Origin of the sequence: Anaerolinea thermophila (assembly GCF_020723905.1) — a bacterium.
GTDB classification, from domain to species: domain Bacteria; phylum Chloroflexota; class Anaerolineae; order Anaerolineales; family Anaerolineaceae; genus Anaerolinea; species Anaerolinea thermophila_A.
Window position 1 is genome coordinate 1 of the sequence record NZ_DYHZ01000007.1, and the last position, 23,805, is coordinate 23,805.

Consider the following 23,805-nt stretch of genomic DNA (forward strand, 5'->3'; position numbering starts at 1 on the left):
TGGGGGGCGACCCCCTGGGAGAGTAGGTCATCGCCAAAAGACTTTTTCTTTTTAATTCAACCCGCGCTGATCGGTAAATTCCATCTGAATCATCGAACACGTTTTCAATAATTTCCTCTATAATTAATGACAGAAGTTCTCAACCTTTGGGTAGAAAGGTGTTTGTGCTATGACGTTCCATACGATCATCATTGTGGGTAATGTGGGGCGCGAACCTGAAATGCGCTATACCCCCTCCGGACAACCGGTTACCAGTTTTTCTCTGGCTTCAAGTCGTTCCTACACCACTCAACAGGGCGATAAAGTGGAGGAAACCATCTGGTTCCGGGTTTCCGCTTTTGGGAAGTTAGCCGAAACCTGCAATCAGTTCCTCCACAAAGGCAGTAAAGTGCTGGTAGAAGGGCGTCTCACCCCCGATAAAAACGGCTCGCCGCGCGTCTGGACGCGCCAGGATGGGACGGCAGGATCTTCTTACGAGGTTACTGCGACAACTGTGCGCTTCCTCAGCGCTCGAGGAGAAACGGGTGGTGAAGGAACAGGAGATTTGGCGATTCCCGATGTGGGTGACATGGGAGAGGATATCCCGTTCTAGGGGGAGGAGCCGTTCAAAAGCCCATGAATACTCTTCCTGAAATTGCCGAGCGCATTCATCAGGCGCTGGAAGCGCGCACGCGCGCCCGCGATCAGGCATTGAACCAGACGCGCGCCTTAACCCGCCATGCCGCTCACGCTATTCGCGCTGCCCATCGCGAGGAATGGGACATTGCTGGAGAGCAACTGGATCAGGCGCGCCATCTGGTGCGTCAGTTACAGCAAGACCTGGCGCCTTACCCCGAACTGTATTACGCCGGTTACACTCAGGACGCCATTAAGGAATTTGCAGAAGCCAGCATCACCTGTGCGATTATTCAAAATCACCCCCTTCCTTCGCCCGAAGAACTGGGCGTAGAAGAGGTAACCTATCTCAATGGTCTGGCAGAATCTGCGGGCGAACTGCGTCGCCGCTGTCTGGATATCCTCCGCCAGGGCTATTCTCAGGAAGCCGAGCGCCTGCTCTCTTGCATGGATGATATCTATGATGTCCTGGTTACCATGGATTATCCCGATGCAGTCACCAATGGATTGCGTCGTCAGACCGATGTCACCCGCAGTCTGCTGGAGCGGACGCGAGGAGACATTACCTTAAGCCAGCGCGAACAGCATCTGGAGCAGGTGATTCGCGAAGCCATTCAACGCCTGGAAGTCTCACCGCATGACTCGCAGGACGATTCGCGCCTCTGAAATCGGTGCTTATCTGTACTGTCGCCGGGCGTGGTGGTATCGCTTACAGGGGGTTGAACCGGAAAATCGCGAAGCCCTCGGCGAGGGCACGGCATATCACCTTCGACACGGAAAAGAAGTCTGGCTTGCCAGTTTGATACGGCTGGCAGGCTGGATTTTCTTAAGCGGCGCGCTGGTTTTTCTCGTGGTGGGGTTGACCCTGTACCTGCTTCCCTGAAAGGATCATTTTCATGCAGTGGATGGGGCTTGGGCTTCTGCTTTTGCTGCTGGCGGCGTTCTTGCTGTTCTGGTCTCGCCAGCGTTTGCAGTCTGCAGGGTTGCCGTTGGGCAGGATTGTCTCCACCGATACTGCCGGATGGCGTCCGCTGGAAAAGCCGCTCTACGACCCGGAAACCGGATTGACCGGCAAGCCCGATTATGTCGTTAAAGTGGGGGGAGCGCTGGTGCCGGTAGAAGTCAAAAGCGGTTGGGCGCCTGCCGAGCCGTATGACAGTCATATCTTTCAATTAGCCGCTTACTGTCTGCTTCTTGCGCGTACTTCTGGCAAGCGTCCCCCCTATGGATTGATTCATTACCGCAACCGCACTTTTGCTGTGGACTACACCCCCGCGCTGGAGGAAGCCCTGCTTGCCGTGGTTGAAGAAATGCATGCCGATCAACGTCGAACTGCCGTTCACCGCTCGCACGATGAACCGGCACGGTGTGCGCGGTGTGGCTTTCGTTCCGTGTGCGATCAGCGCCTGTAAGCCCGATTTTGATGGTATGCTTAACCCCATGAAACGTTTATGGCGAGCCGTGTGGATTGGCTTGCTTTGCCTGATAGCGTTGAGTGCCTGCACTGCCGGTGCAGAACCATCGGTGGGCAGGACTGCCAGTGTCTTGACCCCCACGAGGGAATTTCCTCTGAACCCAACTTCTACGCCTTCGCTTACTCCTCTGCCGCCGCGAACCACCGCGTTTCCCACACCACGTTTTACGTCTGTGACACCTGTCCCTCCACCCGTAGAATCTCTAGAATTGCCCGATGAGGTTATCGTCTATCTGCTGGCAGGGATGGATCGCACTCAGCCCTTTGTGGGACGAACAGATGCACTCCAACTGATTTTTCTTCATCCCCGCTTTGCCAAAGTTGCCCTGATCTCTCTTGCTCCCGATTTGTTCGTCTATCTGCCCGGGTACTCGATGCAGCGCCTTTCGGCGGCGTACCCACTGGGTGGAATGCGTCTGCTTCGGGAAACGCTGGCGTACAATTTGGGCGTCACGGTGGACGAATGGGCGGTGATGCGCATGGATGACTTTGCCTTCCTCGTGGACGAACTGGGGGGCATCGAAGTGCCTGTCCTGGAAGCCGTTCCGGGCGTGTGTGGAGATCGCATTTATCCGGGGCAGGTGTTCATGAATGGCGAACTGGCGTTATGTTATGCCCGATTGCGACAGCAGGAAAAGGAAACGGCTCGGGGGTTGCGTCAGCAGGCGCTGCTGGAACAAATCCTGCTCCGTCTGGCGCAGGGGGGAAATCTGGTGCGTTTGCCGGGCATTTTTGAGGTCATGGCTCCACGGCTGGAAACCAGCCTGAGCCGTGAAGACGTAGTCAGTCGCGGTGCTCTGGCATTGCGCTTGAGCGATACCCGTCGGCTGGGATATTTTCAAATCGGGGAGAATGCAGCCCGTGTGTGGGAGATTCTGGATAATCCCCGTACCACCGTTTTCCTGCCCGATGAAGAAGCCGTAAGGCGGGTGCTGGAGCAGGCTGTGGCATTTGTCAGCCGCCCGGAGGCATTTTCAGAACGGATTGCCACGCTGGAGTTTGAACTGACCATCTCTCCTACCCCGACGCCATTGCCTACCGATACGCCCATTCCACCCAGCACGTCTACGCCTCTCCCCACGGCAACCCGCACACCGACGCCGGTGGTGATTACGCCCACGAATACTCCCACTTTAGCGCCCTGACGAATTTCCCCCCAGAGCGGGAGGCTCATCATACCGGAGATGGATTTTCTTCGCTTGTTTCCCGGTGGAAAATTTGTTATCTTATACTTGTAAATCGTGGCGGGATGGAGAAGCCTGTGAGCAATCAACCCCACATAAACTGGCAAAACAAGCGGGCACAGTCCGTGGTGCCCGCTTATTTTTTTGCCCGCCGAATCCCATCTAATCCCTATTCTCATTTGTAGAGGAGTGTCCGCATGTCAGGAATGATCAATGAATTTGAAATGGCTCAGCGTCAGTTCGATCATGTTGCGAGTCTGATGCACCTCGACCCACAGGTGGCTGAATTCCTGCGCTGGCCCATGCGCGAGTTTCATTTCCGCATTCCCGTGCGCATGGATGACGGCACCATCCGCACCTTCCAGGGGTTCCGCGTTCAGCACAATGATGCCCGCGGTCCCAATAAGGGCGGCATTCGTTTTCACCCTGCTGAGACTATTGATACCGTGCGTGCGCTTGCCTTCTGGATGACGTGGAAGTGTGCCGTCGCTGATCTGCCGCTGGGCGGCGGAAAAGGCGGCGTGGTGATTGACCCGGCAACCCTCTCGACCGCTGAGAAGGAACGTCTGTGCCGTGGGTATGTAGATATCATGTGGCGCAACCTTGGTCCCCGCACTGATGTCCCTGCTCCCGATGTGGGCACCACCCCGCAAATGATGGGCTGGATGATGGATGAGTACTCCAAACTGGCGGGGCAGTACACCCCGGGTGTGATCACCGGCAAGCCGCTGGGAGGCGGCGGTTCGGCAGGACGCACCGAAGCCACCGGTTACGGTGTCATCTACACCGTGCGCGAAGCCATGAAGATGCTGGGTATTGAACCGCAGGGCACGATTGCAGCCATTCAGGGCTTTGGCAATGTGGCGCAATATGCCGCTATTGGCTTCGTGGAAATGCTTGGCGGTAAAGTTGCCTGTGTTTCGTACTGGGACCGCGAAGACCGCTGCGCTTACACCGTCTCGAAGCCGGGCGGCATTGATCCTCACTTCCTGATGTCCATTACTGATCAATATGGCACCGTTGACAAGAACAAAGCCGTTGCCGCGGGGTATCAGATTGAAGATGGCGATGCCTGGATCACCAAAGAAGCCGATGTGCTCATCCCCGCAGCGCTCTCCGGCACAATCAATGCCGAGACGGTCAAGGGCGTGCATGATCGCGTCAAAATTGTGGCAGAGGGCGCCAATGGACCCACCACTCCGGAAGCGGATGAGGTCTTCAAAGCCCGCAACATTTTTGTCATTCCCGATTTCCTCTGCAATGCTGGCGGCGTGACGGTTTCATACTTTGAGAGCGTCCAGAATGATATGAACTACTACTGGACGAAGGAAGAGGTGCTTACCCGTCTGGATACCAAGATCACCACAGCCTTCCACGGTGTGGTGGAGATGGCGAAAAAACAGGGCGTCTTCATGCGCGATGCCGCTTATATGGTAGCAATTGACAAGGTTGTCAAAGCCATGCAATTGCGCGGCTGGGTCTAAATCTTCAGGCTGAAAGGTCAAAGCGCCTGCCCATCCGGCAGGCGTTTTCTATTTTCCGATTCTCTTAAGGAGATCTTAAAGTGAATCGGATGGTTGCGCCTTGACCGCCTCACGGTTGGGGGTTATAATTCAACCACTGAATTTTGGATTTTCCTATGACCCTTCAGCCAGAAGCCGAGCGCGATCTCATCATTCTTGAACACATTGAACAAAACCCTGATGCCACACAGGCCACACTGGCGGCTCAACTGGGCGTTGCGGTCGGGACGATTAACTGGCATCTCAAACGGTTGATCGAAAAGGGGTATGTCAAAGTGCGCCGCGCCGAGCGGCGCAAATTGCGTTATATCATTACGCCGGAAGGGATTGCCCTGCGTGCCCGCCTGACGATGGATTACATCCAGACTTCTTTCCGCCTGTACCGTCTGGTGCGTCAACGCACCATGGAAGTCCTTGCGCAGGTGGAGGAACGTGGCGTTCGGGCAGTCCGTGTGCTGGGAGAAGGGGATGTGGCTGAGGTGTGCCGGCTGACCTGTCTGGAACGCGGTGTGCAGGTTGTAGAAGACGAGCTTGCGCCTGCGCTCACCATACAGGGGCTGAAAATTGTGCTGACGGGCGATGGATTTGACCGCAATGAGGAGGAAAACCATGCAAGTTGATTCGTTCTGGCAGGGCAAGCGGGTGTGCGTCACCGGTGGGGCAGGTTTTCTGGGACAGTTCGTGCAGAAAAAACTGCGCGAGCGGGGTGTCTCTCAGGAAAACATCTTTGTTCCCCATTATCCGGAGTACGATCTGGTCAAACCAGAGGATGTCCGCCGTGTGTTGGATGACTCCCGCCCGGATGTCATCATTCACCTTGCTGCCCATGTGGGCGGCATTGGCGCAAACCGGGAACATCCCGCCGAGTTCTTCTACGATAACCTGATGATGGGCGTGCAGTTGATGCACGAAGCCTGGAAGCAGGGCGTGAGCAAGTTCGTTGCAATTGGCACTGTGTGCGCTTATCCAAAATTCACGCCTGTGCCTTTCAAGGAAGATGACCTGTGGAATGGTTACCCGGAAGAGACCAATGCTCCTTATGGGCTTGCCAAGAAAATGTTGCTGGTGATGGCGCAGGCATACCGCCAGCAATATGGCTTCAATGCCATCTTCCTTCTGCCAGTAAACCTGTATGGTCCGGGAGATAATTTTGACCTGCAATCCTCTCACGTCATTCCGGCGATGATTCGTAAGTTCATCGAAGCCCAAGAAGCCGGGAAGAATGAGGTGGTGCTGTGGGGCGATGGTTCCCCCACCCGTGAGTTCCTCTATGTGGAGGATGCCGCTGAAGGCATCGTTCGGGCAACCGAAGCCTACGATGGCGCCGATCCGGTCAATCTGGGTTCTGGCTACGAGATTCGCATCCGCGATCTGGCAGAATTGATTGCCCGCCTGACAGGCTACTCGGGAAACATTGTCTGGGACACCACCAAGCCCAACGGTCAACCGCGCCGTGCACTCGATACCACCCGCGCGGAACGCTATTTTGGCTTCCGCGCCCGCACAAACTTTGAGGAAGGGCTGAAGCAGACCATTGACTGGTACCGCCAGAACCGCCACAAGATTGCTTAAGAAGAACCGTACCGGTAATTTGCCGGTGGAGCGAACATGACGACCGTCAAGAATCCATCCTATCCCATCACCTACCTGCGTCCCGCCAGTGGCTGGATGCCGCTGGATCTTGCTGCTCTGTGGGAATATCGTGAGTTGATTTATTTCCTTACCTGGCGGGATATCCGTGTGCGTTACAAGCAAGCCCTGCTGGGAGTGGGGTGGGCAATTCTTCAGCCGGTCTTTCACATGGTGCTGTTTACGGTCATCTTTGGACGCCTTGCCGGGCTGAAGCCCGATGCCGGCATTCCTGAGCAACTCTATCCCATCTTTTCCTTTGCAGCGTTGTTGCCCATGCAGTTGTTCCAGCAAGCCCTGCAGCGTTCCAGCATCAGTCTGGTACAGAACGCCAACCTGCTGACCAAAATTTATTTCCCGCGGCTGATCATTCCCCTTTCAGCGGTGGGTGCGGCGCTGGTAGATTTTTTCTTTGCCATGCTGGTGTTGGGCGGGCTGATGGTGGCGTATCAGGTGCCGGTGACTCCCCGCCTGCTCTGGCTCATTCCGTTGACCTTGCTGGCGGTGCTGGCGGCGCTGGCAATCGGGTTGTGGCTTTCAGCGCTGAATGTGCAGTACCGGGATGTTCAGCATATGATCCCGTTCCTCATTCAGGCATGGATGTATGCCTCTCCGGTAGCCTATTCCATTGATGTGATTCCGCAGTCGGGTATCTGGCGCTGGGTGTATGCGCTCAATCCCATGGCGGGGGTCATTCAGGGGTATCGTTGGGCATTGCTGGATGCCACCCCGCCGGCGGGGTTCCTGTGGGTTTCGGTTGCAGTGGTAGCCGTTTTGCTGATTTCCGGGTTGTATTACTTCCGCGCCATGGAGCGCACCTTTGCGGATATGGTGTAAGATGAGCGATTGGGCAATTCGAGTTGAGCGATTGGGAAAACAATACCGCATTGGAACACTGAACAGTCAGCGTTACCAGACACTGCGCGACGCGATTACCGGTGTGTTCGATCGTTCTGCGCGCTCGGCTGTTTCCGGGCGTATCTGGGCATTGAAGGATGTGTCCTTTGAAGTGCGTCAGGGACAGGTGCTTGGAATCATCGGGCGCAATGGCGCGGGCAAGAGCACCCTGCTCAAAATCCTCTCGCGGGTCACCCAGCCCACCGAGGGTTTTGGAGAAATCCGCGGGCGGGTTGGCTCTTTGCTGGAAGTAGGTACCGGCTTTCATCCTGAACTGACCGGGCGGGAGAATATTTACCTGAACGGCGCCATCCTGGGCATGAAACGGCGCGAAATCGAGCGCAAGTTTGATGAGATTGTGGAGTTCGCCGAAGTCGGCGCTTTCATTGATACCCCCGTAAAGCGCTACTCCAGCGGGATGTATCTGCGTCTGGCGTTTGCTGTGGCTGCACATCTCGAACCGGAGATTCTGGTGGTGGATGAAGTGCTGGCGGTGGGTGATGCCGAGTTTCAGCGCAAATGCCTGGGAAAGATGAGCGATGTGGCTCAGGAAGGGCGCACGGTGCTTTTCGTCAGCCACAACATGAGCGCCATTCTGCGCCTGACACAGGAAGCGCTGGTGATCGAAAAAGGTCGTTTGAAGTTGCGTGCGCCTACTGCCGAAGCCGTGGATTACTACCTCTCGCAGGGGTATTCGCAGGAAGGGCAACGCACCTGGGATGCCGATGAAATCCCGCCCGAGGCGGCGCCTTTCCGCCCTCGTGCTGTGCGTGTACTCAGCGCAGAAGGCAGGGTGACCGATACAGTGCGATCTACTGAGCCCTTCCATATTGAAGTGGAGTACGCTCTGGATGCGCCTATCACCGGCTTGCGGGTGGGCATTTACCTGATGAGTATGCGCGGGGAGTACATCTTCACCTCTTTCGATACCGATGATCCCCAGCGCTTTGAGCGTTACCCGGTGCGGCAGCCCGGGGTGTATGTCAGCCGGTGTACTGTCCCGGCAGACTGGTTGAATGAAGGGCGTTACGCCGTGGGAATCAATGCCAGTTCCTTCCGGGTGCGCCGCTATTTTCAGGATGATCAGGCATTAAGTTTTATGGTGGATGCTACCGGCGCTCCCGGCACGCAGTGGACGGAAGCACGGTTGGGTCCATTGCGTCCGCGTCTGGACTGGAAAATTGAGGTGAAAGCATGAAAGCGGCAGGCAAGCAAGTCATCAAACACTTTTTGGGGCAGATTCCATTCACTGCCGAACTGTACTGGCTCTTGCGTCAGAATGGCAAGCCTATTCGCACGCGCTTTAGCCTGAAGCACCTGCAAACTGAACTGCCCGAGATGGTGCGTCAGGCGGAAGCCATGCATCGGGTAGTGGGAACCAGCAAGAACGTCTTTATTTTTGCCACCCTCCATTACTGGATTGAACACACGGCTTTGTTAGGAATGGCGCTGGCGGCGCAGGGGCATCGGGTGACTCTCGGCTTTTTGCCTTATGCGGAGTGGCAGGAACCCATTAACCTGTTCGATTTGCGTCGGCAAAATGCCTATGCCCGTAAGGTGTTAAGCGGTGCAGAGCCCTGGCTCCATCCGGTTTCTTTCCTGAACACCCGCCCGACGGTGGTACGCCTGCCCGATGAAGTCATGGATGCAGTACGTCTGGTATCCAATTACGATGCTCAGTACACCCTGCAGGTGGAAGAGGTTGATCTGGAGAGCGACATTTACAAACTGCGCCTGGAGCGCAATACCGAAGCCGCCCGCACGCTGTACCCTTACCTCAAAGCCAACCGTCCGGATGTCATCATCGTTCCGAACGGGACCATTCAGGAACTGGGCGTAGCCTACCGGATTGCCCGTATCCTGAACATTCCTGTGGTCACGTATGAATTTGGCGATCAGCGTCAGCGGATCTGGCTGGCGCAAAATGCCGAGGTCATGCGGCAGGAAACCGATGCGCTCTGGGCAGCCCATCAGGGCGCTTCGCTGACCCCGGAGCAACTGGAGCGGATGCGGGCGCTGTTCATGGCGCGTCAGCGTGGGGCGTTGTGGGAAAACTTTGCCCGTCAGTGGCAGGGCACACCGGCACAGGGCGGCAATACCATCCGCCAGCAATTGCATCTGGACGAACGACCTCTGGCGCTTCTGGCAACGAATGTGCTGGGCGATAGTCTTACCCTGGGACGTCAGGTCTTTTCCCAGAGCATGGCGGAATGGATCGAGCGCACGGTGCAGTACTTTGCCGGACGTCCCGATGTGCAACTGGTCATTCGTATTCACCCCGGCGAGGTGCTTACCCATGGGCAGTCCATGATGGACGTGGTCAAGCGCGTTCTACCGCGCCTGCCGGAACACATCCGCCTGATTGGACCGAAAGAAAAGATCAATACCTACGATCTGGTCGAGGTGGCGGATGTAGGGCTGGTTTATACCACCACCGTAGGCATGGAAATGGCGATGTGTGGCTTGCCGGTCATTGTCAGCGGGCAAACACACTACCGCGGCAGAGGTTTTACCTTCGATCCCGATTCGTGGGTGAGTTACTACAAACTGCTGGGACAAATTTTAAGCAAACCCTCCGCGTTCCGTCTCAGCCGCCAGCAGGTGGAAAGCGCCTGGGAGTACGCTTACCGCTTCTTCTTCGATTACCCCCGTCCTTTCCCGTGGCATCTGGTGCGCGCATGGGAAGATTACAAAGCCCGCCCGCTTCAAAGCGTGTTGAGCGATGAAGGACTGGCGCAGTACGGCGATACCTTCCGCTATCTGGTGGGTGATGAAATCAACTGGGAACGCATCCTTCAGGAGAATGCATGAGCGGAGAACCGGTTCGTCAACAGGTGCGATCATTCTACGATGAAATTGGCTGGCAGAAGGAAGCCGATGGGCTGTATCAGAACGCCCGCTACGAGGATTTGCGTCCGGTTTCGGCGGAGTATATTCACCGCTGTCATCTGCGTGTCAATCGTCACCTCGCGCCTGAAGGGCGTTATCTGCTGGATGCCGGTTCAGGTCCGGTACAATATCCTGAATATCTCACCTACTCGCAGGGCTACCAGTACCGTGTCTGCGCCGATTTGTCCATCGTTGCCCTGCAGGAAGCCCGCCGCCGTCTGGGCAACCATGCGCTGTGCGTGGTGGCAGATGTAGCGCATCTCCCCTTTGCCCCGGAAGCCTTTGATGGCGTGGTTTCTCTGCACACCCTGCATCATTTGCCGCTGGAGGAACAGCCCGGTGCGTATCAGGAACTGTTCCGCGTGTTGAAGAGCGGGAAGAAGGGTGTGGTGGTCAACGGATGGACAGACTCGCCACTGATGAGACGCTGGGCGCCGCTGGTCACACTGGCGGAGCGTCTGGGGACATGGCTGGCGCGTCTGCGCGGACGGGCTGTGTCCGCAGAAAAGAAACCCGGAGCCACTCCCTCCCGTCCAACCGGGACGTTCGTGCGCAAACTGGATGCCGCCTGGCTCCGGGAACATCTGGAGGGCAAAATTCCTTACGAAATTTATGTCTGGCGCAGTGTCAGTGTGCGCTGGTTACGGGCTTTGATACACCCCATCACGGCGGGAAAATGGTGGCTCAAATGGCTGTACTGGCTGGAAGAGCGGAATCCGCGCTGGTATGGGGAAAACGGACAGTATCCGATGATCGTGATTTCGAAAGAACGCAGGAGTTAAGCGCATGGACTGGAGTCAAAAAGTTGTCCTGATTACCGGTGGTACCGGTTCCTTTGGCAAGAAATTCGTTGAAATCATGTTGAATGAGTATCATCCCGCCAAGTTGATTATTTACAGTCGGGATGAACTGAAACAGCATGAGATGCGACAGGCGGGGTTCGATCACCCTTCCTTGCGTTACTTCCTCGGCGATGTACGCGACAAAGACCGTCTGCGGCGCGCTTTTGAAGGGGTGAACATTGTGGTGCATGCCGCTGCACTCAAACAGGTGCCCGCCTGCGAGTACAACCCCATGGAAGCCATCAAGACCAACATCCTCGGTAGCAGCAATGTAGTAGACGCCGCTCTGGATACCGGTGTGGAGAAAGTGCTGGCGCTCAGCACCGATAAAGCCGTCAATCCGGTCAACCTGTATGGCGCAACCAAACTGGCGGCGGAGAAACTCATCATCCAGTCGAACGCCTATGCGGGTGGTAAGGTGACCCGCCTCTCATGTGTACGTTACGGCAACGTGGTTGGAAGCCGGGGGAGTGTGGTGCCGGTTTTCCTCAAACAGCGCGAGAACGGCAAAGTCACCGTCACCGATGAACGCATGACCCGTTTCTGGCTGACGCTGGAGCAGGGGGTGCGCTTTGTCATTCGCAGTATTGAACAAATGCGCGGTGGCGAAGTCTTTGTTCCCAAGATTCCCAGCATGTCCATTATGGATCTGGCGCGGGCAGTGGCGCCGGAGAATGACATTGAAATCATCGGGATTCGACCCGGTGAAAAACTGCACGAGGTGCTGGTTTCTGAAGATGAAGCCCGCCATACGGTGGAACTGGAGGATATGTTCGTGGTCATGCCTGCCGAAGCCATCTGGTTTGGGCTGGACTGGCATGATAAGGGCAAACCTCTGCCCGACGGCTTCCGTTATGCCAGCAATAACAATTCCGAGTGGCTGACCATCGAACAGATTCGCGAGATGATTCGCCCCATTGAAGAAGCCCACCGTAAAGGCACGCTGGAGTAGAAACGAATGGGAGAACGGCGTATACGTCTGCTGGTGACGGGAGCGAGCGGTTTGCTGGGCATCAACCTGTGCCTCGATGCAGTGGCTGATTTCGAGGTCACCGGGGTGGTGAACAGCCGCCGTCTGGCAGGCGCGCCGTTTCCTCAAATCCAGGTAGATTTCACACAGCCTGGTTCTGCGGCGAAGATCATTGAGGATATTTGCCCGCAATGGGTGGTGCATTGTGCTGCGCTGGCAGATCTGGACGCCTGCGAGAAAAATCCGGACCTTTCGACACGCCTGAATGCCCATCTGCCCGGAGAGGTGGCAGAAGCCTGCCGAAAGGTGGGAGCGCGCCTGGCACATATTTCCACCGATGCCGTGTTCGACGGCGAACGCGGCGGTTACAGCGAAGAAGACCAGCCCAACCCGCAAAGTGTTTACGCCCGCGATAAATGGCTGGGAGAGCAGGCGGTTCTGCAAGCCAATCCGCAGGCGATTGTGGCACGGGTGAATTTCTATGGGTGGAGTTTACTGGGTCAGCGCAGTCTGGCGGAAAAATTTTTCTATACCCTATCGGCGGGCAGGGGCATGATGGGCTTTACCGATGTGTATTTCTGCCCGCTGGTTAACCGGCACCTTGCACATATTTTGCTGGAAATGCTGGAGAAAGGGTTGGAAGGACTGTACCACGTCTTCAGCAGAGAATGCCAGAGCAAATATGCCTTTGGGGTGGCGCTGGCGAGACGCTTTGGACTGGATGCCGGGCTGATTCGTCCCGTGTCTGTACAGGAAGCCGGTCTTTCAGCGCGCCGCTCTCCCAATCTGACGATGCGTGTAGATAAAATTGAGGCGGCGTTAGGGCATCCCATGCCCGGGCAGGAAGAGGAACTGGAAGCGTTCTATCGTCTGTATCAGGAGGGCTACCCTCAACGATTGCGGACGATGGTTGCTGTGGAGTAAGGTCTAGGTTTGCAGGCTGGAAAGGAGAGTTTCACATGGATATTCAAATTGGCAATCGTCTGGTTGGTTTGAAGCACCCCACCTATTTCATCGCCGATATCGCCGCTAATCACGATGGGAGTCTGGAACGGGCAAAGCAGTTGATTCGCCTGGCAAAAGAAGCCGGAGCGGATGCCGCAAAGTTTCAGAATTTCCGTGCCCCAAAAATTGTTTCGGATTACGGTTTCAAGTCTCTGGGCGGGCAGAAGTCACATCAAGCCACGTGGCGAAAGAGTGTCTTCGAGGTCTATCAGGATGCGTCTATCCCCTTTGAATGGACGTATGAACTGAAAGCCGTATGCGATGAAGTGGGTATTGACTATTTCTCTTCGCCCTATGACTTTGAAGCCACCGATTTCCTTGTGCCTTACATGCCTGCCATCAAAATCGGTTCTGGAGAAATCACCTGGCATGAAGCGCTGGAACACATCGCCCGCAAGGGATTGCCCGTCATCCTCGCGACCGGCGCGTCTGACATTGGCGAAGTTGCCGCGGCAGTGCGTCTGATTCTCTCGATTAACCCGCAACTGGTGTTGATGCAGTGCAATACCAATTACACAGCCAGTCTGGAGAACTTCAACCATGTGCATCTGAACGTGCTCAAAACCTACGGGTTGATGTTCCCGGACGTGGTGCTGGGACTGTCCGATCACACCCCCGGACATGCTGCCGTGCTGGGTGCGGTGGCGCTGGGTGCACGGGTCATTGAAAAACACTTTACCGATGACAACAACCGCGAAGGTCCCGACCATAAGTTTGCCATGAACCCCGATACCTGGGCGCAAATGGTGGAGAACACCCGTCAGTTGGAACGGGCACTGGGCTCGGCGGACAAATTCGTTGCCGAAAACGAGCAGGAAACGGTGGTATTGCAACGGCGGTGCCTGCGCGCGGCGCGGGATCTGCCTGCCGGAACGGTCATCACCCGTGAGGATCTGGACGTTCTGCGTCCGGCGCCCCGTGATGCCATCATACCCTATGACATTCCGCGCGTGCTGGGCAAACGGCTGATTGTGGATAAAGTTGCCGGGCAGGAACTGCGCTGGACCGATCTGGGAGAGTAAATGCGCGTATTGTACTTCACCCGCGCCTACACCCCCCATGATCACCGCTTTCTTTCAGCACTGGCTGAAAGCGGACAGGAGGTGTTTTACCTGCCGCTGGAAAATGATGGCAAAGTGCTGGAAGACCGCCCGCTTCCCCCGCAGGTGGAGCGTCTCCACTGGCGGAGTGGGACGGGACGTTTCCGCTGGCGGGATGCGCCGGCGCGGGTGCTGGAATTGCGTCGTATGCTCCGCGCGTTAAAGCCGGATGTGGTTCACGCAGGTCCGGTGCAAACCTGTGCCTTTCTGTCGGCGCTGGCAGGGGTACACCCGCTGGTGACCATGTCCTGGGGTTCGGATTTGCTCAGAGATGCTTACTCCAGCGGGTGGATGAAACAGGTGACCCGTTTTACCCTGCGCGCCAGCGATGTGCTGGTGGGCGATTGTCTTGCTGTCCGTGATGCCGCTGTGGAGTTTGGCTTTTCTCCTGAGAATGTGGTGCTCTTCCCCTGGGGTGTGGATCTGAATCGCTTCAAGCCTGCCGAAACGCCCTCTGCCCTGCGCGAGCGGCTGGGCTGGCAGGATGCCTTTGTGGTGCTGTCCCTGCGTTCATGGGAGCCAATCTACGGGGTGGAGACGGTGGTGGAAGCCTTTGCGCAAGCCATCCAGGAAGAACCGCGTCTGCGTCTGATTTTGCTGGGGCAGGGTTCGCTGGCGGGGCGCATTCAACAGCGCCTGCATCAGAAACAACTTCATGATGTGGTGTATCTGGGCGGACAGGTCAATCAGGAGGATTTACCACGCTTTTATCAGGCGGCAGATTTGTACGTCAGCGCTTCTCACTCCGATGGCTCTTCGGTCTCGTTGATGGAAGCGCTGGCAAGTGGATTGCCCGTGCTGGTTTCGGACATCCCCGGCAATCGCGAGTGGGTTGTGCCGGGTGAGGTGGGCTGGCTCTTCCCCGTTGACGATGCATACACGCTGGCACAGGGCATTTTGCGGGCAGTGCGTGAGCCGCAAACGTTAGCAGAAATGCGCCTCCGCGCCCGCCACCTTGCCGAAGAACGCGCCGACTGGCGGAAAAACTTCCCGAAACTGCTGGATGCCTATTGCATGGCACTTCGGCGGGTGGGAAAAATGGTGGAGGAAAAGCAAACCGCATGAGCAACACAGTCATCATCATTCAAGCCCGTATGACATCCAGCCGGCTGCCCGGTAAAGTCCTGCTGGATTTGGGCGGACAACCCGCGCTGATGTGGTGTGTGGAACGCTGTAAGCAAGCCCGCTCCGCACAGCGGGTGGTGGTAGCCACCACGACCAATGAATCAGATGAACCTGTGGTAGAACTGTGCCATCAACGTGGCTGGGAGGTCTTCCGCGGCAGTGAATTCGATGTGCTGGATCGTTTTGTGCAGGCGGCGCGTTGGGCAAATGCAGATGTGGTGGTGCGCGTGACCGCCGATTGTCCGCTGATTGACCCTGCCGAAGTGGATCGGGTGGTGGATGCCTTTTTTGCCACCGGCGCCGATTTTGCTGCCAATCGCCTGCCGCCTCCGTGGAAGCGCACCACGCCCGTGGGGCTGGATACTGAAGTGTGCAGGATGACCGCACTGGAACGGGCATGGCGTGAAGCCACCCGGAAATTCGAGCGCGAACACGTCATGCCTTACCTGTATGATGAGCCAGGGCGCTTCCGCGTCCATATTGCCGACTGGGAGCGGGACTTAAGCCATCACCGCTGGACGCTGGATACCCCTGAAGATTACCAGTTCCTGCGCGAGGTTGTCCGCCGGCTGGATCATCGCATGGATGTGCGCTGGCAGGATGTGCTGGCTTTGCTGGAAGCCGAACCTGAATTAATGCAGATCAATGCAGGTGTGCGCCATAAGTCTGGTCTGGAACACGATGCCCGCATGAAATGAGTGTCCGATGAGTCTGATTACCATTTTCACTGCTCCCAAACCCTTTACCGACCCACACATTGCGCTGATTCAGCACAATGCCATCCGTTCCTGGCTGGCGCTGGGTGAGCAGGTAGAGGTCATTCTGCTCGGCGAGGAAGAAGGTCTGGCGGAAGCGGCGGCGCTGTATGGCGTCAGGCATCTTCCGCAGGTGCAACGTACCCCTGCCGGCACGCCGCTGGTCTCGTCCATGTTTGCACTGGCGCGGGAACATTCCACCAGTCCTCTGTTGTGTTGCGTGAATGCCGATATTCTGCTCACCCCTGACCTGCTCACGGTCGGGCAGACCATGCTGGAACGATATGCGCGCTTTTTAGTGGTAGGGCAACGCTGGGATCTGGATGTGCGCGAACCGCTGGATTTTTCTTCAGGTTGGGCGGGGCGCCTGCGTCAGCGTGTTCAGCAGGAAGGCAAGTTGCACAAAGCCACCGGTTCGGATTACTTTCTCTTCCCGCGCGGATGCTTTACGGATATGCCCGCGTTTGCCATTGGACGGGCAGGCTGGGACAACTGGATGATCTACTCCGGGCGCGCTCAGGGCTTTCCGGTGGTAGATGCCACTCATGACCTGTTCATTGTTCATCAGAATCACGATTACCGCCACCTTCCCGGCGGACAGCCCCACTATAAACACCCGGAGACGCTGGAGAACGTGCGTCTTGCCGGTGGCAGACGAGCCATTTTTGAACTCCCTGATGTCAGCCATCGGCTGGTAAATGGGAAACTGGTACGTCCGCCGTTGACCTGGCAACGCTTCTGGCGTGAGGTGGAGGTTTTCCCGCTGGTAAAATGGCATTCGTACCCACTGGCGGTAGGGATGTACTTCTTGCTCCACCCGAAAAAAGCCTACCGCGAGTATCGTGAAGGGAGACTATAAAGCATGCGTATTGGACAGAATCCTGCCAAATTTGTCAAAGAGGTAGCACGCCCGGAGCGTATTACCGTGGCGGTCTTGAACTACATTCCCTTTCTGAGTGGGTTTTACGCCGAAGCGCTGGATGTGCTCAAGGTATGCCTGGAGAGTGCTCGCAACGATCCGGGACTGCCCTTTGACTTAATGGTGTTCGACAATGCTTCCTGCGAAGAAGTGCGACAGTATTTGCTGGACGAGCATCAGGCAGGACGCATTCAGTATCTGTTCCTCTCCGAGAAAAATCTGGGCAAGGGTGGCGCGTGGAACATCATTCTCGCTGGCGCGCCGGGGGAAATCATTGCATACGCCGATAGCGATGTGCTCTTCTTGCCAGGATGGCTCAAACGGTCGGTTGAATTACTGGAAACCTATCCCCGCGTAGGGATGGTTACAGCGCGTCCTTTCCGCACCCGTGAAGAATACATGACTGCCACACTGGAATGGGCTCAACGCACGCCTGAAGTTCAGGTGGAAGAGGGACAACTCATTCCATGGGAAGTTTTTCTGGAATTTGACCTGAGTCTGGGGCAGAGTGAAGAAGAAATCCGCCGGCGCTATGAAAGCACCCGGGATGTGCGCCTGACCTACCACGGCGTACCTGCATTTGCGGGCGCTTCACACTGGCAGTTCACGGCGTGGAAGACTACTTTACAGAACTTCCTGCCCTTCAGCATGGATCGTCCCATGGGACAGGTCAAACAACTGGATGAGCGCATGAATGCGGCTGGCTTCCTGCGCCTGATGACTCCCGAACCGCTGGCAATGAACATGAGCAATACCCTGCGCGGTGTTCAACGGGCGGGTTCTGCACCGGTATCCCAGCCGGTTCGCAGGAAAGTTTCCGCTCTGCTGGAATTCCCACCAGTTAAAAAAGGGTTGCTCTCACTCTACGATTCCATTTTCCGCTGGTATTATGACCGATAAAACGATTTTCATCTCTGCCGATCACGGGCTTTCGATTGTCTATTTTCTGCAAACGGATGTCCTGCCCACGTTGCTGGAAAGCGGCGCTCGTGTAGTCGTCCTGACCGATGACGGTATCCGCGATCAGATTGCCGCCAGGTTTGCCCAGCCCAATCTGATAATCGAGGGGTTGCGCTTCCGTCAGTGCCGCGAGTATTTTGAGAAAAAGGATCACTCTCTGCAGTACTGGGTGCATTTCCTGCGCTGGATGGGTGGTTCCAATCGCATTAACACCAACGCCATGGACGGGCATCTGCGCCAGATGGGACATGAGGCATCGCCACGCGCCAAACGTCTCATGCCTGTCATCCGCGGCTTGACTTACCTTCTGCGCCGTTCCCGGCTTGCCCGGCAGGCTCTGGTCAACTTTCAGCGCCGCTACACGCCCAATATCTATGCCGATTTATTTGAGAAGTATCAGCCGTCGCTGGTGGTTGCCAGTACCCCGGGCTGGCGCTGGGATCGTTACCTGCTCCGCGAAGCCGCCGCGCGCGGTATTCTTACCGCGGCAGTGATTGTCGGCTGGGACAACCCGTCCAGTTACCGGTTGCCAGGTGCACCGGTGGATTGGATCACCTGCTGGAGCGAGATTCAAAAGCAGGAACTGGTGCTGGGTTCGGATTGGAAGCCCGAACGGGTTCATGTGGGTGGCATTCCTTCTTATGATGGTTATTTCCGTGGCACGTGGAAAATGTCCCGTGAGGAATACTTCCGCCTGCATGGGCTGGATCCGAACCGGAAACTGCTTTCTTATGCCTGTTCGTTTGTCACCTTCTCACCCAACTTTGCCAATATCCGTGCGCTGGCTGAACTGGTGAATCAGGATGCCCTGGCAGAACCGGTGCAGTTACTCATCCGCCTGCACCCCAATCATTTCCAGCCGGGGTCGTTGTACGAGCAGGAAGCCAACCGCGTTCGAGAACTGATACGCGACATGCCCCATGTGCATCTGGTGGAGCCGGTGCCGCTGGGCGGAGAACTGGGGTATTATTCCGGCGAGGATATGCCCGAAAAAGCCTCCATGATGGCGTATTCGGATGTCTTTCTGACGGTGTATTCCACCATGGTGGTGGAAACCGCCATTCACGACCGACCCATTGTCAGTGTGTGTATTGACGAGCCGGGCGGATGGAACACGCCGGGCAAATTTTCGCTTTCTTTGCAGGAAATTGGGGAATGGCCCACTCACCTGCGTTTCCGTGCTGCGGGGGCGGGCAGGGTGGCATACAACGCCGGGCAGTTGAAAGAAATCCTTAATCTGTATCTGCGTGCGCCCGAAACCGATTCTGCCCAGCGCCGTCAGTTTATTCAAGATGAATGTACCTTTACCGATGGTTCGGCTGGACGGCGCACGGGGGAGTTTCTTTGCAGGTTGTTGGAAAGAGGTGAGGCATGAAAGTCCTGATTGCCGGCTTTGGTTCAATTGGCAGACGCCACCTGCGCAATCTGCGCGCGCTGGGTGTAGAGGATATTCTGCTTTTGCGGTCGCACCGCAGTACCCTGCCTGATGATGAAATTGCCGGGTTGCCTGTCGAAACCGACATCCATGCAGCGCTGGCGCACCGCCCGGATGCTGTGATTGTTGCCAATCCCACGGCACTGCATTTGCAGGTTGCCATTCCCGCCGCGGAGCAGGGGTGCTCCATTCTCATGGAAAAGCCCATTGCGGACTCCACCGAAGAGATTCCTGCCCTGCGGCAGGCGCTGGAAAGCGGTGGGGGGCAGTTGCTGGTGGGCTTTCAGTTCCGATTTCATCCCACGTTACAGAAGGCGGCGCAGTTACTGGCGGATGGGGCAATTGGACGGGTGGTCTCGGTGCGTTCACACTGGGGAGAGTACCTGCCCAACTGGCATCCATGGGAAGATTATCGCCAGAGTTATGCTGCGCGTCCTGAACTGGGCGGCGGGGTGATTCTCACCCTGTGCCATCCATTTGATTATCTGCGCTGGCTGGCGGGAGAGTATGTGATTGCCTGGGCGGGAGGTGGTACTCTGGGCGATCTGGAATTACAGGTTGAGGATTGTGCCGAAATCGGGTTGAGATTCCACAGCGGCGCGGTGGGCACTCTGCATCTGGATTACCTGCAGCAACCCCCCAGCCACACACTGGAAATCATTGGTACGATGGGGACATTGCAGTGGGATAATTCAGATGCCACCCTGCGGGTCTTTCGTGCGGGCGAGAGCGACTGGCAGGTCTTCCATGCGCCGGAAGGGTTTGAGCGCAACTGGCTCTTCCTGGAGGAAATGCGCCATTTCCTGGCAGTTGCTCGCCGGGAGGTGGTGCCGGTGTGCACGCTGGAAGACGGCGTGCGCGCACTTCAACTGGCGCTGGCGGCGCGTGAAGCCCTGAAAGCAATATAATAGCCTGCCGAAAAGGAGAGACTCGGTATGAAACATGTACGACTTCGTGGGTGGATGGGACTGCTGATGCTGGCAATGCTGTGGTTAAGTGCCTGTGTTTCGCCTGCACCGACAGCCACGCCTGCCCCTCTGCCCACCGATACCCCTCAACCTACGGTGACGGTCCCCCCTACCGCTACTCTCACGCTCACCCCAACCACCACCACAACGCCAACGTTGACCCTGACCCCGACGCTGACCCCTACCCTGGCGCCGTCCTTTGAGCAGGCGAAGGTCATTGAATTGCGTCTGGGGGTTGGCGGATATCAGATGGTTGTGGTGGTGCCTTCTCTCCATGTACCATATAACCTGATTCTGGGCGGAATTCAATTTACCTGTACATTTGATGAGAAGTATGCGGAGCGTTTGTTCTGTTTCGGGCTGGCAAAGCCACCGCTGGATCAATCGCTCACTCTGGCTTTCCTGGACCCCGAAACGGGAAAAGTGGTTTATCAGGGTAAAATCATTCTCGATTCGCGTGCCTTGCCCACGCCGGTGCCTTCTGGATACAGTCAGTATGATTGCCCGGACCGCGGCAAGAACGTTACCTGTGAAATGGAGTGTCGTATAGCACCGGATGGCAATCCCTGTGTGGTTGCCACCTGTTTCGATGCCTGTGGCCCTTACTACTCGGTTCACACCTGTCCGGAGAATGTTTCTCAGTGGACGCTGTGTGATGATAATCTCTGGCGGGAGATGAAATCCCGCTATAACATCCCATAAAAAGGTAGTTGGCAATGAAGAAGTTGTGGGTGATGTTTGTTTTGATTGTGCTCTTCCTGCAAGCCTGTCAGCCTCAGGCAGTGGCAGTGCCTTCTCCGCAGTCGCCAGAACCAGCGGCAACGCTTCGTCCTTCGGCAACTGTTCTCCCTTCGGCTACGGCAACATGGACGCCTACCATGACGCAAACACCCACCCTGACCCCCACCGTTACGCAGATTCCCACTGCCACGCCGGTGGCACAGTTTGAAGATTTGAAAATCCTGGTCCTGGAAAACAAACTGGGCGGCTGGAGTATGCAATGGGTTCTCCCGGGTGTGCAGGTGCCGCTGAAAATGATGCTGGACAACCGCGAATACACCTGCTCGGTGGATGCGAAATATCCCGATCGGTTGTTCTGTCAGGGACTGGCTCAGCCCGCGCTGGATCGTCCGTTGACGCTGGTTTTTCTGAATCCGGAATCCGGTGTAGAGATATACCGTACGAGTTTTATCATTCCAGCGGCGCTGATGTCCCCTCCTACTCCAGTGGGATATGCTCAAACCAATTGCCCTGACCGGGGAAAGAAGGTATCCTGTGAAACAGAATGCCGGATTGCCCCGGATGGCACGCCCTGCATTGTAGCAACCTGTGTGGATGCCTGCGGTCCGTATTTCTCGGTGCATTCCTGCCCCGACGACATGCCGCTCCCCTCGCCTTCATGTAATGCTGAACAGTGGGCGGCGATGAAAAAGAAGTACCAGATTCCGTAAAAGAGGAAGCATGAGCGATATCTTTGAAAAGTTCAGTCTAAAAGGACGCGCTGCCATTGTGACCGGCGGCGCAGGCTTGCTGGGTGTGGAATTCTGCCGCACGCTTGGACAGGCAGGCGCTGCAGTGCTGGTGGCAGACCTGAACGCGGAAGCGGCGTATCAGACGGCAGAAAGCCTTCGCGCCGAAGGCTTGACGGCTTTGCACGCTGCTGTGGATGTCACCCAGCCCGAGTCGGTGCAGGCGATGGTGGAAGCCTGCGTTGAGGAATTTGGATCGCTGGATATCATCGTCAATTCTGCCGCCATGGATCCCAAATTTGACGCTTCGCAGGCGGGCAGGCATACCAATGCCTTTGAGGATTATCCACTGGAGATGTGGAAGCAAGCCCTTGATGTCAACCTGACGGGGGTTTTCCTGTGCTGTCAGGCGGCAGCGCGCCAGATGGTGGCGCAGGGTGGGCGCGGTTCGATTATTAATATTTGCTCGACATACGGTCTGGTGCCCCCCGATCAGCGCATCTACGAAAAGCCCGGTCATCCTAAACAGTTCAAACCCGCTTTTTATACCGCCACCAAAGCCGGCGTGTTGGGGTTGACCAGGTACATTGCTGCTTATTACGCTGGTACGCAGATTCGGGCAAACTGTCTGACTCCTGGCGGCGTGTACAATCATCACGATGAGACTTTTGTGCGCAATTACTCCTATCGCACCATCATGGGGCGCATGGCACAGCGCGATGAGATGAACGGCGCTTTGCTCTTCCTTGCCTCCGATGCTTCTTCTTACATGACCGGCGGTAACGTCATCGTGGATGGGGGGTGGACAGTATGGTAAGCGCAAAGCCCGAAGTCCTGGCGATTATCCCGGCGCGGGGTGGTTCTAAAGGCATCCCCCGTAAGAATATCAAATTGTTCGCCGGACACCCTCTGATTGCGTATTCCATTGCCGCAGGCGTGCAGGCAGAGAGCGTCACCCGTGTGATTGTCTCCACCGACGACGAAGAGATTGCCGCGGTAGCGCGACAGTACGGTGCGGAGGTGCCCTTCCTGCGCCCTGCAGAACTGGCACAGGATCAGACGCTGGATTTACCAGTTTTTCAGCATGCTTTGCGCTGGCTGGAAGAACGCGAAGGGTACCGCCCTGAGGTGGTAGTGCAATTACGTCCTACATCACCGGTTCGCCCGCCTGCGCTGGTGGATGAAGCCGTGCGCATCTTGCTGGAGCACCCCGAAGCCGATTCGGTGCGCGGGGTGGTTCCGGCGGGGCAGAATCCGCATAAGATGTGGCGTATTGACCCGCAAACCGGAGTGATGAAAAATCTGCTGGATGTGCCGGGGGTAGATGAGCCTTACAATGCGCCGCGTCAGATTCTTCCGCCGGTGTACTGGCAAACCGGACACATAGATGCCATTCGCCCGCGTGCCATCCATGCTGGCTCAATGAGCGGAAAAATCATCCTGCCGGTGATGGTGGATCCGGCGTACACGGTGGATATTGACACCCCCAAGGACTGGGCGCGTTCGGAATGGCTGGTGTGGTACAGTGACCTGGAGATTGTCTATCCCGGACGCAGGCGCCGACCACTCCCTCAACGGGTGGATCTGGTGGTGCTGGACTTTGACGGCGTGATGACCGATAACCGGGTCTGGGTAAACGAAGAAGGGCGTGAAATGGTCGCTGCCAATCGTTCGGATAGTTTAGGGCTTGCCTACCTGCGCCGGGAGGGGGTGAAGGTGGTAGTGCTTTCGACCGAAACCAATCCGGTGGTGGCGGCGCGCTGTCGCAAGTTGAACCTTCCGGTATATCAGGGTGTGAATGACAAAGCCGCGGCATTGCCCGGAATTTTGCAGGAGATGGGGGTATCTCCCGAGCATACCATTTACGTTGGCAACGACAGCAATGATGTTCCCTGTTTCCCGCTGGTTGCCTGTGCGCTGGTGGTGGAAGATGCGCAAACGGCGGCACGGCGGGCGGCAGATATTATTCTGACCCGCAGGGGTGGTCACGGCGCGGTGCGGGAAGTCTGTGATATCCTGCTTCAGCGTATGGGAAAGTTTGTATAA

At 56.6% G+C, this 23,805-nt stretch carries 25 protein-coding genes; all 25 read left to right on the forward strand.

What is annotated here, in order from left to right; all coding sequences use genetic code 11:
• Window positions 1–169 precede the first annotated feature (169 nt).
• The 25 genes from LHF31_RS11045 (at window position 170) to LHF31_RS11165 (ending at window position 23,805) form a co-directional block, all read left to right on the forward strand.
• Window positions 170–592 (forward strand): single-stranded DNA-binding protein, encoded by a 423-nt coding sequence (locus LHF31_RS11045; protein ID WP_298008017.1) that lies wholly within the window; start codon window positions 170–172, stop codon window positions 590–592.
• 23 nt (window positions 593–615) lie between these two features.
• Window positions 616–1,281 carry a haloacid dehalogenase gene (locus LHF31_RS11050; RefSeq protein WP_298008019.1) on the forward strand — a complete coding sequence of 222 codons (666 nt, stop codon included), beginning with the start codon at window positions 616–618 and terminating at the stop codon, window positions 1,279–1,281.
• On the forward strand, window positions 1,253–1,498 hold the full coding sequence (locus LHF31_RS11055) for a hypothetical protein (protein WP_298008021.1): 246 nt from the start codon (window positions 1,253–1,255) through the stop codon (window positions 1,496–1,498). Before LHF31_RS11050 ends, LHF31_RS11055 begins: the two co-directional genes overlap by 29 nt.
• Window positions 1,499–1,511: 13 nt before the next feature.
• Complete coding sequence (gene cas4 / locus LHF31_RS11060; protein ID WP_298008023.1) at window positions 1,512–2,027, forward strand: CRISPR-associated protein Cas4; 516 nt, start codon at window positions 1,512–1,514, stop codon at window positions 2,025–2,027.
• Entirely contained in the window at window positions 1,930–3,234 is a 1,305-nt protein-coding gene (locus LHF31_RS11065) for an LCP family protein (protein WP_298008025.1), read from the forward strand. The genes cas4 and LHF31_RS11065 overlap by 98 nt, the downstream gene beginning before the upstream one ends.
• Window positions 3,235–3,470: 236 nt before the next feature.
• Window positions 3,471–4,757, forward strand: a complete 1,287-nt coding sequence (locus LHF31_RS11070; protein WP_298008027.1) for a Glu/Leu/Phe/Val dehydrogenase — start codon at window positions 3,471–3,473, stop codon at window positions 4,755–4,757.
• A 155-nt stretch (window positions 4,758–4,912) separates the two neighbouring features.
• Entirely contained in the window at window positions 4,913–5,416 is a 504-nt protein-coding gene (locus LHF31_RS11075) for a winged helix-turn-helix transcriptional regulator (protein ID WP_303774225.1), read from the forward strand.
• Complete coding sequence (locus tag LHF31_RS11080; protein ID WP_298009335.1) at window positions 5,406–6,368, forward strand: GDP-L-fucose synthase; 963 nt, start codon at window positions 5,406–5,408, stop codon at window positions 6,366–6,368. Before LHF31_RS11075 ends, LHF31_RS11080 begins: the two co-directional genes overlap by 11 nt.
• A gap of 36 nt (window positions 6,369–6,404) precedes the next feature.
• The gene (locus LHF31_RS11085; RefSeq protein WP_298009338.1) at window positions 6,405–7,262 is read left to right on the forward strand and encodes an ABC transporter permease; all 858 of its coding nucleotides are present in this window, start codon (window positions 6,405–6,407) and stop codon (window positions 7,260–7,262) included.
• 1 nt (window position 7,263) lies between these two features.
• Window positions 7,264–8,520, forward strand: a complete 1,257-nt coding sequence (locus tag LHF31_RS11090; RefSeq protein ID WP_298009341.1) for an ABC transporter ATP-binding protein — start codon at window positions 7,264–7,266, stop codon at window positions 8,518–8,520.
• Window positions 8,517–10,133, forward strand: coding sequence for a hypothetical protein (locus LHF31_RS11095; RefSeq protein WP_298009344.1), 1,617 nt, complete (start codon window positions 8,517–8,519; stop codon window positions 10,131–10,133). The genes LHF31_RS11090 and LHF31_RS11095 overlap by 4 nt, the downstream gene beginning before the upstream one ends.
• Window positions 10,130–10,993 (forward strand): class I SAM-dependent methyltransferase, encoded by an 864-nt coding sequence (locus LHF31_RS11100; RefSeq protein ID WP_298009346.1) that lies wholly within the window; start codon window positions 10,130–10,132, stop codon window positions 10,991–10,993. Before LHF31_RS11095 ends, LHF31_RS11100 begins: the two co-directional genes overlap by 4 nt.
• Before the next feature lie 4 nt (window positions 10,994–10,997).
• The gene (gene pseB / locus LHF31_RS11105) at window positions 10,998–12,005 is read left to right on the forward strand and encodes a UDP-N-acetylglucosamine 4,6-dehydratase (inverting) (RefSeq protein ID WP_298009349.1); all 1,008 of its coding nucleotides are present in this window, start codon (window positions 10,998–11,000) and stop codon (window positions 12,003–12,005) included.
• A 6-nt stretch (window positions 12,006–12,011) separates the two neighbouring features.
• A complete protein-coding gene (locus LHF31_RS11110) occupies window positions 12,012–12,947 on the forward strand; it encodes an SDR family oxidoreductase (protein WP_298009353.1) in 936 nt (311 codons plus the stop codon).
• A 35-nt stretch (window positions 12,948–12,982) separates the two neighbouring features.
• Complete coding sequence (locus LHF31_RS11115) at window positions 12,983–14,050, forward strand: N-acetylneuraminate synthase family protein (RefSeq protein WP_298009356.1); 1,068 nt, start codon at window positions 12,983–12,985, stop codon at window positions 14,048–14,050.
• On the forward strand, window positions 14,051–15,193 hold the full coding sequence (locus LHF31_RS11120; RefSeq protein ID WP_298009359.1) for a glycosyltransferase family 4 protein: 1,143 nt from the start codon (window positions 14,051–14,053) through the stop codon (window positions 15,191–15,193).
• The gene (locus LHF31_RS11125) at window positions 15,190–15,951 is read left to right on the forward strand and encodes a glycosyltransferase family protein (protein WP_298009362.1); all 762 of its coding nucleotides are present in this window, start codon (window positions 15,190–15,192) and stop codon (window positions 15,949–15,951) included. The genes LHF31_RS11120 and LHF31_RS11125 overlap by 4 nt, the downstream gene beginning before the upstream one ends.
• A 7-nt stretch (window positions 15,952–15,958) precedes the next feature.
• On the forward strand, window positions 15,959–16,867 hold the full coding sequence (locus tag LHF31_RS11130) for a hypothetical protein (protein WP_298009365.1): 909 nt from the start codon (window positions 15,959–15,961) through the stop codon (window positions 16,865–16,867).
• A gap of 3 nt (window positions 16,868–16,870) precedes the next feature.
• Window positions 16,871–17,827: a glycosyltransferase family A protein gene (locus tag LHF31_RS11135; RefSeq protein WP_298009368.1), complete on the forward strand. Its 957-nt coding sequence runs from the start codon at window positions 16,871–16,873 to the stop codon at window positions 17,825–17,827.
• Window positions 17,817–19,262, forward strand: coding sequence for a hypothetical protein (locus LHF31_RS11140; protein WP_303774226.1), 1,446 nt, complete (start codon window positions 17,817–17,819; stop codon window positions 19,260–19,262). Before LHF31_RS11135 ends, LHF31_RS11140 begins: the two co-directional genes overlap by 11 nt.
• The gene (locus tag LHF31_RS11145; protein WP_298009375.1) at window positions 19,259–20,230 is read left to right on the forward strand and encodes a Gfo/Idh/MocA family protein; all 972 of its coding nucleotides are present in this window, start codon (window positions 19,259–19,261) and stop codon (window positions 20,228–20,230) included. Before LHF31_RS11140 ends, LHF31_RS11145 begins: the two co-directional genes overlap by 4 nt.
• 27 nt (window positions 20,231–20,257) lie before the next feature.
• Window positions 20,258–20,992, forward strand: a complete 735-nt coding sequence (locus LHF31_RS11150; protein WP_303774227.1) for a hypothetical protein — start codon at window positions 20,258–20,260, stop codon at window positions 20,990–20,992.
• Window positions 20,993–21,006: 14 nt separating this feature from the next.
• A complete protein-coding gene (locus LHF31_RS11155; RefSeq protein WP_298008243.1) occupies window positions 21,007–21,741 on the forward strand; it encodes a hypothetical protein in 735 nt (244 codons plus the stop codon).
• A 10-nt stretch (window positions 21,742–21,751) separates the two neighbouring features.
• Entirely contained in the window at window positions 21,752–22,576 is an 825-nt protein-coding gene (locus LHF31_RS11160) for an SDR family oxidoreductase (RefSeq protein WP_298008241.1), read from the forward strand.
• Complete coding sequence (locus LHF31_RS11165; protein WP_298008240.1) at window positions 22,570–23,805, forward strand: acylneuraminate cytidylyltransferase; 1,236 nt, start codon at window positions 22,570–22,572, stop codon at window positions 23,803–23,805. The genes LHF31_RS11160 and LHF31_RS11165 overlap by 7 nt, the downstream gene beginning before the upstream one ends.